Origin of the sequence: uncultured Stenotrophomonas sp. (assembly GCF_963519925.1) — a bacterium.
Lineage (GTDB): Bacteria > Pseudomonadota > Gammaproteobacteria > Xanthomonadales > Xanthomonadaceae > Stenotrophomonas > Stenotrophomonas maltophilia_AE.
This window is the reverse complement of the sequence record NZ_CAUQPH010000127.1, coordinates 1-10,432: the sequence shown is the minus strand read 5'-3', so window position 1 is coordinate 10,432 and position 10,432 is coordinate 1. Positions and strand designations below refer to the sequence as shown.

General features: G+C 66.8%; 9 protein-coding genes and 4 tRNA genes. 4 read left to right on the top strand and 9 right to left on the bottom strand.

Going from position 1 to position 10,432, the window contains the following annotated elements; genetic code table 11:
* The first annotated feature begins 77 nt into the window (after positions 1-77).
* The 3 genes from RWO33_RS16575 to RWO33_RS16565 all read left to right on the top strand — a co-directional run bounded on the left by RWO33_RS16575 (position 78) and on the right by RWO33_RS16565 (position 356).
* Positions 78-154, top strand: a tRNA-Arg gene (locus RWO33_RS16575).
* A 24-nt stretch (positions 155-178) separates the two neighbouring features.
* Positions 179-255 (top strand) — tRNA-Arg (locus RWO33_RS16570).
* A 24-nt stretch (positions 256-279) separates the two neighbouring features.
* Positions 280-356, top strand: a tRNA-Arg gene (locus RWO33_RS16565).
* Between the two features lie 78 nt (positions 357-434).
* Here the strand turns inward: RWO33_RS16565 and RWO33_RS16560 are convergent.
* Complete coding sequence (locus RWO33_RS16560) at positions 435-1,577, bottom strand: alpha/beta hydrolase (protein WP_314106255.1); 1,143 nt, start codon at positions 1,575-1,577, stop codon at positions 435-437.
* 136 nt (positions 1,578-1,713) lie between these two features.
* Positions 1,714-2,637 carry a LysR family transcriptional regulator gene (locus RWO33_RS16555; RefSeq protein ID WP_314106254.1) on the bottom strand — a complete coding sequence of 308 codons (924 nt, stop codon included), beginning with the start codon at positions 2,635-2,637 and terminating at the stop codon, positions 1,714-1,716.
* Between the two features lie 141 nt (positions 2,638-2,778).
* On the opposite strand from RWO33_RS16555, the gene RWO33_RS16550 reads away from it, so the two are divergent.
* Positions 2,779-3,480, top strand: a complete 702-nt coding sequence (locus RWO33_RS16550) for a pirin family protein (protein ID WP_314106253.1) — start codon at positions 2,779-2,781, stop codon at positions 3,478-3,480.
* A 45-nt stretch (positions 3,481-3,525) separates the two neighbouring features.
* On the opposite strand, the gene RWO33_RS16545 is transcribed toward RWO33_RS16550, so the two are convergent.
* The 7 genes from RWO33_RS16545 to lexA all read right to left on the bottom strand — a co-directional run.
* On the bottom strand, positions 3,526-4,674 hold the full coding sequence (locus tag RWO33_RS16545; protein ID WP_314106252.1) for an aldo/keto reductase: 1,149 nt from the start codon (positions 4,672-4,674) through the stop codon (positions 3,526-3,528).
* A 146-nt stretch (positions 4,675-4,820) separates the two neighbouring features.
* Positions 4,821-4,913 (bottom strand) — tRNA-Ser (locus RWO33_RS16540).
* An 80-nt stretch (positions 4,914-4,993) separates the two neighbouring features.
* A complete protein-coding gene (gene csrA, locus RWO33_RS16535; RefSeq protein WP_145477992.1) occupies positions 4,994-5,224 on the bottom strand; it encodes a carbon storage regulator CsrA in 231 nt (76 codons plus the stop codon).
* Between the two features lie 141 nt (positions 5,225-5,365).
* On the bottom strand, positions 5,366-8,014 hold the full coding sequence (alaS, locus tag RWO33_RS16530; RefSeq protein WP_314106251.1) for an alanine--tRNA ligase: 2,649 nt from the start codon (positions 8,012-8,014) through the stop codon (positions 5,366-5,368).
* Between the two features lie 135 nt (positions 8,015-8,149).
* Complete coding sequence (gene recX / locus RWO33_RS16525; protein ID WP_314106250.1) at positions 8,150-8,641, bottom strand: recombination regulator RecX; 492 nt, start codon at positions 8,639-8,641, stop codon at positions 8,150-8,152.
* A gap of 110 nt (positions 8,642-8,751) precedes the next feature.
* The gene (gene recA, locus RWO33_RS16520; RefSeq protein ID WP_145478528.1) at positions 8,752-9,795 is read right to left on the bottom strand and encodes a recombinase RecA; all 1,044 of its coding nucleotides are present in this window, start codon (positions 9,793-9,795) and stop codon (positions 8,752-8,754) included.
* 202 nt (positions 9,796-9,997) lie between these two features.
* Positions 9,998-10,432, bottom strand: a 435-nt coding sequence (lexA, locus tag RWO33_RS16515) for a transcriptional repressor LexA (RefSeq protein WP_314106249.1), incomplete at its 5' end; no start/stop codon positions are given.

Sequence of the window (10,432 nt, the reverse complement as noted above, 5' to 3'; positions counted from 1 at the left end):
GTACCTGGCTACGAACCAGGCGGTCGGGAGTTCGAATCTCTCCGGGCGCACCATTACATCGCGGCGACATTGCAAATGCGCCCGTAGCTCAGTTGGATAGAGTACCTGGCTACGAACCAGGCGGTCGGGAGTTCGAATCTCTCCGGGCGCACCATTACATCGCGGCGACATTGCAAATGCGCCCGTAGCTCAGTTGGATAGAGTACCTGGCTACGAACCAGGCGGTCGGGAGTTCGAATCTCTCCGGGCGCACCATTACATCGCGGCGACATTGCAAATGCGCCCGTAGCTCAGTTGGATAGAGTACCTGGCTACGAACCAGGCGGTCGGGAGTTCGAATCTCTCCGGGCGCACCATTGCAGGGTTGGAAAAAAGGCAGCCGATGGCTGCTTTTTTTGTGCGCGCCCGTCGACGCGGCCACGCAGGGCGTCGCGCTACGCCAGGCCGGATCGTAGCGCCACGCCCTGCGTGGCTGCCACCGCCTCCGCCGGCAGCACCGGGGCCGGACAGGCGCCGCCCGCATGATCGTCATGCGCCAACCAGTCATCCACCACCCCACCGAGCAGGTCCAGCCGCAACGGCAGGCTGATGTGGTCTTCGCCGCGCAGTTCGATGTAATGCACGCGGTCGCTGGCGGCCGCGATCCGGCGGCCCTGCCCCACCGGGACGTGTGCGTCCTGCTGGCCATGCAGCAGCAGCACGCAGGCGCGGGTGTCGGCCACCGCGCGGGTCACGTCCACGCCATCCAGGTCCAGGTCCAGGCGCTGGCTGGCGGCTGCGATCACCTTGTCGATGTCCTGCCCGCCGTACCGCCAGCGCCCGTACGCTGCCATCGCCTGTGCCTTCCACGCCGTGGGATGCAGCGACATCAGGTGCGGGATCATGCTGCGGATCGCATCGCCGGCGTTGGCGAACGACTCCATCGCCACGACGCCGGTGACCTGGTCGCCCAGCTTGTCCGCGGTGAACAGCGCGGTGGCGGCGCCGTAGGACACCCCGAACAGATACAACGGCCCGGTCACTTCACCCCGCGCACGAAGCGCCGCGATCACGTCGACCACGTCATCGGATTCGAACGTGCCATACCCCGATGGGCCGGCGCCGGAATGGCCGTGGTTGCGCAGGTCGATGGTGATGACTCGGTAGCCGGATTCGGCCAGCTGCAGCGACCACGGCAGCATGGAATCACCGTTCATCATCCAGCCGTGCAGCAGCACCACGGTGCCGCGCGGCGCCTGCGCCTTGAACGGATGCGGCACCGACAGCTGCAGCCCGGTGTCGAGCGGCTCGCCGTTTTCGTGGTGCTGCGGCAGGTACCGATAGCGCAGGCCGTAGCGACCGGGATCGAATGCACGCCAGAACAGCGGCACGCCGGCACGCCCGGTCACGAAACCATGGCGATTCGGTACCGCATCGACCGCCTTGGCGATGCGCGCGGCATCCAGCAGCGTGGACACGCCACCGGGCGCGACCAGCCGGTCGCTGAGCGAGGTCGAGGCAGCGGAAGAAGTGAGTGAGGAGCACGCGGCCAGCCACAGGCCAGCCCCGGCCAGCACGAGCAGCAGCAGGCGTTTCATGGGCAGAGGGGTTCACGATGAGCCGCGCAGGGTATCGGGCGTGCGCCGGGCGCTCTACCGCAACTGGATGACCGAATGGTGACAGTGCGGGGATTGTTCAGGGTTTCACTGGTCCTCAGCCACGCAGGGCGTGGCTCTACAGCCAGTCCTGCATTTTCCCCCACCAACCCTCCATCAGCCCCTGCGTGCGCATGCGCTCCCGCCACCAGCGCAGTGCCGCGCCTTCCTCGCCCGTGCGCCAGGCCAGCCAGAAGGTCTCTTCGGGCTTGGGCTCCTCCACCTGCCGCACCACCAGCCTGCCCTGCGCCACCGCGGCCTGCACGTAGGGCTCGGGCAGGAAACCGAAGCCCAGCCCTGCGCACTGCATGCGGAACTTGCTCAGCATGTCCGGCACGGTCACCGTTTCCTGCCCCATCAGCAGCCCGACCGTGCGCGGCAGCAGGCGGCGCGCAGAGTCCGCCACGGCAATCGCGCAATGCGCCGCCAGCTGCTCACGGGTCAGCGCCGCGGTGCCGGCCGCCAGCGGGTGGCCGGGGGCCACGGCGAACACGAACCGCACCACCCCTAATGGCTCCACCACGTAGCCGCCACCACTGGGGCCCTCGCCCGCCGCACCAACCAGCAGGTCCGCGCGCCGGTCCAGCAGCGCCTCCCAGGTGCCGGACAGGGCTTCGCTGATCAGCCGGACGCGGGTCTGTTCGGCCACCTGGCTGAAGGCCCGCACGTCTTCGGCCAGCAGCGCCGGCTGGAACATCGAATCCAGCGCCACGGTCAGTTCCGCCTCCCAGCCCGAGGCGACCCGACGGACCCGCATTTCCAGCTCACGGGCGGCGCGCAGCAGGTGCCGCCCTTCCTCGAGCAGGGCCACGCCGGCCTCGGTCAGCTCCGCGCGCGGGCCGATCCGGTCGAACAGCTGCACCCCCAGGTCCTGCTCCAGCTTGGAGACGGTGTAGGAGATGGTCGAGGGCACCTTGTGCAGCTCCTTGCCGGCCGCGGCAAACGAGCCGCGGCGGTCGATGGCATCCAGGATCTGCAGGGCGTCGAGGCTGAGCTTGAGCATTCGAAAATTTCGATGATGAATTCCAAAACTATCCGTTTTTCAAACCACGGACGCAAGCGGATACTGGGCGCCAACAGGAAAGGGGCGGCACACACCGACCCGGACCGCCATCGAAACCATCGAACACCAAGGAGACTCCCCATGCTGCAGATCCGCAAGAGCGCTACCCGTGGCCAGGCCAAGCATGGCTGGCTGAACTCCCAGCACACCTTCTCCTTCGCCGGCTACTACGACGAGCGTTACACCAGCTTCGGCCCGCTGCGGGTGATCAACGAAGACAAGGTGATCGGCGGCCAGGGTTTCGGCACGCACAGCCACAGCAACATGGAGATCGTCTCCTACGTGCTGGGCGGCGCGCTGGAACACAAGGACTCGATGGGCACCGGCTCGGTGCTGCGCTACGGTGACGTCCAGCGCATGAGCGCAGGCAGCGGGGTCAGCCACAGCGAGTTCAACCACTCGGCCGACGAAACCGTGCACTTCCTGCAGATCTGGCTGTTCCCGGACACCAAGGACATCACCCCGAGCTACCAGGAGACCCATTTCGCCCCGGAAGCCAAGCGCGGCCAGCTGCGCCTGATCGCCTCGAAGGATGGGCGCGACGGGTCGCTGTTGATCCACCAGGATGCGAACATCTACGCCACGATCCTGGATGGCGACGAGCGCGTCCACCTGGCCCTGGCCCCGCGCCGCGGCGCCTACGTGCAGGTCGCGCGTGGCCAGCTGCAGGTCAACGGCATCACCCTGGACACCGGCGATGCGCTGCAGGTCACCGACGAGGCGCAGCTGACCCTGGAAAACGCCAACGATGCCGAAGTGCTGGTGTTCGACCTGCCCCTGTAAGACACCGCCGCCGAACGCCCCGGACCACCGGGGCGTTCGCACGGGTCAGGCGCCCGGCACCGGTGCGTCCTGCGCGATCAGGCCGGCCTGCTTCAACTCTGCCCAGAACTCCGCGGGGATCGCGACCGACATCGAGGCCACGTTGGCCTGTACCTGTTCGGCGGTGCGCGCGCCCGGAATCACCGCCGACACCACCTCGGGTGCATCGGCGAACTGCAGCGCCGCGGTGCGCAGGTCGACACCGTGGCGATCGCAGATCGCCTGGACCGCGGCGCGCTTTTTCGGCGCCCACGCCGGTACCGTGCCGTCGTAGAGATAGCGATCGCGACCGGCAAGATAGCCGGCCAGCAGGGGCGCGCCCACCATTACCGAGGCGCCGTGCCGCGCGATCGCGGGGAAGGTGTCGCGCAGCGCCGCTTCATGGTCCAGCAGCGAGTACTGGCAGGCCAGCAGGAAGATGTCCGGGTCGGCCTCCTCGATCGCGCGCAGGGCCGGTTCGGGACGGTTGACGCCAAAACCCCACGCCTTGATCAGGCCTTCCTCGCGCATGCGGGTCAGCGCCGGCATGGCGCCCTTGGCCGCTTCGGCAAAACGCTGCTCCCACGGCATCCCCAGATCCTTCTCGTTGTCCGGCGACAGGTCGTGGATGTACACCACGTCCAGCTGCGCCACGCCCAGCCGGTTGAGGCTGTCCTCCACCGAGCGGCGCACGCCGTCGGCCGAGTAGTCATAGCGATAGAGGAACGGCGACGGCTCCTTCCACATGGTCGGCTGCAGCGCGCCGGCGGTCGCGGTCAGCAGCCGCCCCACCTTGGTCGACAGGGTGTACTCGCGCGCCGGATGGTTGTGCAGGTGGTGGCCGAAACGCCGCTCGCTCAGGCCCAGTCCATACCAGGGCGAGGTGTCGAAACACCGCACGCCCGCCGCATAGGCGGCGGCCAGCGTCTGTTCGCTCTGCGCGTCGGTAGCCGGCGCAAACCCGTTGCCCACCGCGACACCCCCCAATCCCAGCCGGGTGTGCGGACGGAACCGGCCCTTCCCGGTGGACGGGTTGGTGGCCAGCGGCCGGGGACTGGCGCGACCGCGCGTGGGCAGCACGCTGCCGGGACCGGCGGACTGCGCCATGAGCGTTGAGCTGGCCAGCGCGGCGGTGCCGGCGGCGGCAACGGAAAGGAAATGGCGACGTGCGTTCACGGCGGCTCCTGCTGCAGGGGGAAGCCCCTACCCTCGCAGGTGGCCGGTGGACAGCGTGCGCGACAGCGTCAACGCAGTGGCAACAGGCGCACGCGGCAGGCAAAGAAAAAGGCCTTCGTACTTGCGTACGAAGGCCTTTTCTTTACTGGCGGAGCGGGAGGGATTCGAACCCTCGATACAGTTTTTGGCCGTATACTCCCTTAGCAGGGGAGCCCCTTCAGCCACTCGGGCACCGCTCCAGATTCCGTGTTTCGCCGCTGCGTGTTTCTTCTCAGCGGGGGCGCGAAGAATAACGTTTTTCACACCCCAACGTAAAGCCTTAATCGGAAGAATTTTCACTTCCGGATGCGTTCGGCTCGTCGCCGCGCTGGATGCGCTGGTAAATCTCTTCGCGGTGCACGGCCACGTCCTTCGCTGCGGTGATACCGATACGCACCTGATTGCCCTTGACGCCGAGCACGGTCACGGTGACCAGGGAATTCAGGCCACCCGCTGCGTTCGAGCCATCGATCATCAGGGTTTCGCCTACGCGGCGAGTCAGGATCAACATTTTTGCAAATCTCCAGGGAACCGGTGGATTTTCCCCACCGGCTCGGCGCCCCCTGGGGGAACGCCACACGACAAAGGGAAAGGATTAGCCATAGTACCGTCAGCCCTCCCGAGCCATCAAGGAGCAGGAGGCGTCAGGCGTTCAGATACGGGGGGTGACCCAGTCCACGACGGCGGCCAGTGCGGAAGCAAGGGCGGGCCCGTCCTCACCACCACCCTGGGCGAGGTCCGGGCGGCCGCCGCCCTTGCCCCCGATCTGACTGGCGATATGGGACAACAGTTCCCCGGCCTTTACCTTGCCCGTTGCACTGCCGTTCACGCCGGCCACGAGCGCGGCCTTGCCGTCCTGGGCACCGGCCAGCACGATCACCGCGTCGCCCAGCTGCTGCTTCAGGCGGTCGATCGCTTCACGCAGCGCCTTGGCGTCGAAACCTTCCAGACGCGCGGCAAGAATCTTGACGCCTTTAACCTCGACTGCGCTGGAGCCCAGATCCGACGTCGCACCGGCAGCCTGTTTGGCCTTGAGCGACTCCAGTTCGCGTTCCAGCTTCTTCTGGCGCTCGCCGAGCTGGCGGACCTTGTCGACCACGTCGCCGGCATTGCCGCCGAGCAGTGCGGCGGCTTCGGCCAGCTGTGCTTCTTCGTGCGCGACGTAGTCCAGCGCGCCCTGCCCGGTCACCGCCTCGATGCGGCGCACGCCCGAGGACACGCCGCCTTCGGAAGTGATCTTGAAAAGGCCGATATCACCGGTGCGCGTCACGTGGGTGCCGCCGCACAGTTCGGTGGAGTAGTCGCCCATCTTCAGCACGCGCACGTTCTCGCCGTACTTTTCGCCGAACAGGGCCATCGCGCCAAAGTCCAGCGCTTCCTGCATGGCCATGGTGTGCACTTCGGCGGCGTTGTTGGCCCGCACCTGCTCGTTGACCTTGCGCTCGATCACCGCCAGTTCGTCGGCACTGATCGGCTGGAAATGGGAGAAGTCGAAACGCAGGCGGTCCGGCGCGACCAGCGAGCCCTTCTGCTGCACGTGCGTGCCCAGCACTTCGCGCAGGGCGGCGTGCAGCAGGTGGGTAGCGGAATGGTTGAGGATGGTGGCGCCACGGCGCTGGCCGTCGATCTGGCCACTGAGCACGTCGCCGACCTTCAGGCTGCCCTGGGTGAGCGTGGCGACGTGGCCATGGAACTGGCCGGCGAACTTCTGCGTATCGCTGACCTGCAGCTGCACGCCGTTGCCGAGCAGCTGGCCGGTGTCGCCGACCTGGCCGCCGGACTCGGCGTAGAACGGCGTTTTGTCAGTGAGCACGATGAGCTCGTCACCGGCGTGCGCGCTGTCGACCGGGCGGCCGTCCTTGAGCAGGGCCACCACGGTCAGGCCGTCGGCCTGCAGGCTGTCATAGCCGAGGAAAGCGGTGGGCGTCAGGGTGGCGACCAGTTCGGCCGACAGGGTCACGCCGCCGCCGAACTTGCCGCCCTTGCGGCCGTCGTCGCGCTGCTTTTCCATCGCCGCGTTGAATCCGTCGATGTCCACGGTCAGGTCGCGCTCGCGCGCGATGTCCTGGGTCAGGTCGAGCGGGAAGCCGTAGGTGTCGTACAGGCGGAAGGCATCGACGCCCGGAATGACGCCGTTGCTCACCTGCGCGGCGACGTCGTCGAAGATCTTCATGCCCGAGTCGAGGGTCTGCGCGAAGCGCTCTTCTTCGGCCTGCAGGGCACGCACCACGGTGTCGGCCTGGGCCGGCAGTTCGGCGTAGGCCTCGCCCATCTGTTCGACCAGGGTCGGCACCAGCTTGCTGAAGAATGGCTGGCGCACGCCCAGCATCCAGCCATGGCGCAGGGCGCGGCGGATGATACGGCGCAGCACATAGCCGCGACCTTCGTTGGACGGCAGCACGCCGTCGACGATCAGGAACGAGCAGGCGCGGATGTGGTCGGCGATCACGCGCAGCGACTTGTTTTCCAGGTCGGCCATGCCGGTCAGTTCGCTGGCCTTGCGGATCAGCGCCTGGAACAGGTCGATCTCATAGTTGGTATGCACGTGCTGCAGGATCGCGGCCAGGCGCTCCAGGCCCATGCCGGTGTCCACGCACGGCGCCGGCAGCGGCACCAGGGTGCCGTCCGGCTGGCGGTCGAACTGCATGAACACCAGGTTCCAGATTTCGATGTAGCGATCGCCGTCTTCGTCCGGCGAGCCGGGCGGGCCCCCGGCGATATGGTCGCCGTGGTCGTAGAAGATCTCGGTGCACGGGCCGCACGGGCCGGTATCGGCCATCTGCCAGAAGTTGTCCGAGGCAAACGGTGCGCCCTTGTTGTCGCCGATGCGCACGATGCGCGCTTCCGGAATGCCGACCATGTCGCGCCACAACGCGTAGGCCTCGTCATCGGTCTGGTACACCGTGACCAGCAGGCGGTCCGCCGGCAGCTTCCAGACCTGGGTCAGCAGTTCCCAGGCCCAGGCGATGGCGTCCTTCTTGAAGTAGTCGCCGAACGACCAGTTGCCCAGCATTTCAAAGAAGGTGTGGTGGCGCGCGGTATAGCCGACCTGGTCCAGATCGTTGTGCTTGCCGCCGGCGCGCAGGCAGCGCTGGACGTCGGCCGCGCGCACGTAGCTGCGCTTCTCGGCGCCAAGGAACACGTCCTTGAACTGCACCATGCCGGAATTGGTGAACAGCAGGGTCGGGTCGTTACCCGGCACCAGCGGCGCCGACGGCACGATGGTGTGGCCCTTGCCCTTGAAGAATTCAAGGAAGTCGCTGCGGATCTGGGAGGTGGTGAACTTGGCGGATTCGGTCATGGGGGGGCTGGCTGTCTGCGGGCCGGTCGGCCCCTGGCACGCGGCCCCTATGGCCGGGTGTCACCTACGGGACCGCCGAAACCACAAAGGGTAACAGGCCCGGGGCGTGGGGACACGCCGTGCGTGTGCGGGCGGTCATTCATCCAGGTCGAAGCGTGTCGCGCGGCGGATGCTGTCGCCGTCGAAACCCCGGCGGGCCAGCAGATCGGCCGCCTTGCGGCGCTGGGGCAGCTCCTGCGGCCCGGCCTCGCCAAACCGGCGCCGGACCAGGTCCCGGGCATTCTCGACCCAATCGCCCTCGAAGGTGTCCATGGCGGCCGCGATCTGCTCGCTGTCCAGGCCATGGGTACCCAGTTCGGCGCGGATATGGATGGGCCCGTAACCGGTGTTGGCGCGGACCCGGACCAGGTTCTCGGCAAAGCGGGTGTCGTCCTGCCAGCCGGCTTCAGTGAGCTTGTCCACGGCAGCGGCGGCGTCGTCGGTGTCGATCCCGCGTGCGGTGAGTTTGCGGGTCAGTTCCTTGCGCGAATGCTCACGCCGTACCAGCAGGCCAAGCGCGCGTTGGACCGGGGTCTGTTCGCGGACGCGGCGCTTGCGGCCGGGTGCCGGGGCGTCTGGGTCGTGCATGGGCACCTCGATGAATTGCGCCGTCCATGGCGCTCCCCCCGTCGGGGGAATGTTGAACCCCCGGGACAGGGCAAGCGTCACTGACGGCGCTGCCCTGCCCCGCAGGAAACTTACTCGGCGTCGTCTTCGCCGTCGTCCTCGCCACCCTCACGGACAGCTTCGGCCGGCTGGAACTTCTCGCGCAGCTCGGCTTCCAGGCGCTGGGCCACCTGCGGGTTGTCACGCAGGTAACCGCGGGCGTTGTCCTTGCCCTGGCCGATGCGCTCTTCGCCGTAGCTGTACCAGGCGCCGGCCTTCTCGACCAGCTTGGCTTCCACGCCCATGTCGATCAGTTCGCCTTCGCGGCTGATGCCTTCGCCGTACAGGATCTCGGTGATGACCTGCTTGAACGGCGGCGCCAGCTTGTTCTTGACGACCTTGATCTTGGTCTGGTTGCCGATGATCTCGTCGCCCTTCTTGATCGCGCCGATGCGGCGGATATCCAGGCGGACCGAGGCGTAGAACTTCAGCGCGTTGCCGCCGGTGGTCACTTCCGGGCTCTGGCCCGGCATCATCACACCGATCTTCATGCGCAGCTGGTTGATGAACACCACCAGGGTATTGGAGCGCTTGATGTTGCCGGTCAGCTTGCGCAGCGCCTGGCTCATCAAGCGAGCCTGCAGGCCCGGCAGCTGGTCGCCCATTTCGCCTTCGATTTCGGCCTTTGGGGTCAGCGCGGCGACCGAGTCGACCACCACGATGTCCACCGAGCCCGAACGCACCAGCATGTCGGCGATTTCCAGCGCCTGCTCACCGGTGTCCGGCTGCGACAGCAGCAGGTCGTCCACGTTCACGCCCAGCTTGGCGGCGTAAATCGGGTCGAGCGCGTGCTCGGCGTCGATGAAGGCGGCTGTGCCGCCCTTCTTCTGGCACTCGGCAATCGCCTGCAGGGTCAGGGTGGTCTTGCCCGAGGATTCCGGACCATAGATTTCCACCACCCGGCCCTTCGGCAGGCCACCGATGCCCAGCGCGATGTCGAGCATCAGCGAGCCGGTCGGGATGACCTCGACGGCCTCGATGACGCGGTCGCCCATGCGCATGACCGACCCCTTGCCGAACTGCTTTTCGATCTGGCTCAGGGCGGCGGTGAGGGCGCGCTTCTTGTTCTCGTCCATCGGATTGGTCCTTGCAGAGGTCATGTCGTTGGAGGTGATGTCTTTGGAGGTCTTCTTGGCCACAGGGTCACTTTAAAGTTGGCGTATCGCACAGGCTGAGATTCTGCCCGGCATTCGGAAAAAAATTATCGGACATCCGTACCAACCTCAGCAGAACCAGAGAATCGCCACAAAAGACCGTGCATTTCAGGCATGGAAGGGATCAGCGGTTGGGCCGCAGCAGTCCGCAGTACAGCCCCTCGATGGCGAAGTCCTGGTCGGGCAGGACTTCGATGGGCTGGTAATCCGGGTTGCGCGGCAGCAGCCGGATCCGGTCCTTGCCCATCTTCAGCAGCTTGACGGTGATCTCGTCATCGATCCGGGCCACCACGATCTGTCCCGAACGGGCATCGCGGGTGCGATGGACGCCGATCAGGTCGCCATCGAAGATGCCTTCGTCGATCATCGAATCGCCCTGGACCTTGAGCAGGTAGTCCGGCGCCGGCGAGAAGAACACCCGGTCCAGCACCACGAAATCGTCCGAGCCGATGTCGGCGCCGATCGGCAGGCCGGCGGCGACCCGCCCGAGCACCGGCAGGCGCAGCACGTGGTCGGGCAGCGCCGGCTCCGCCAGCGAGGCCGGCAGGCCCTCCTGCAT

Bases quoted from the DNA above. Each gene is read 5' to 3' on its own strand.
- RWO33_RS16560 (WP_314106255.1), bottom strand. From the start codon at position 1,577: ATGAAACGCCTGCTGCTGCTCGTGCTGGCCGGGGCTGGCCTGTGGCTG.
- RWO33_RS16555 (WP_314106254.1), bottom strand. From the start codon at position 2,637: ATGCTCAAGCTCAGCCTCGACGCCCTGCAGATCCTGGATGCCATCGAC.
- RWO33_RS16550 (WP_314106253.1), top strand. From the start codon at position 2,779: ATGCTGCAGATCCGCAAGAGCGCTACCCGTGGCCAGGCCAAGCATGGC.
- csrA (WP_145477992.1), bottom strand. From the start codon at position 5,224: ATGTTGATCCTGACTCGCCGCGTAGGCGAAACCCTGATGATCGATGGC.
- alaS (WP_314106251.1), bottom strand. From the start codon at position 8,014: ATGACCGAATCCGCCAAGTTCACCACCTCCCAGATCCGCAGCGACTTC.
- recX (WP_314106250.1), bottom strand. From the start codon at position 8,641: ATGCACGACCCAGACGCCCCGGCACCCGGCCGCAAGCGCCGCGTCCGC.
- recA (WP_145478528.1), bottom strand. From the start codon at position 9,795: ATGGACGAGAACAAGAAGCGCGCCCTCACCGCCGCCCTGAGCCAGATC.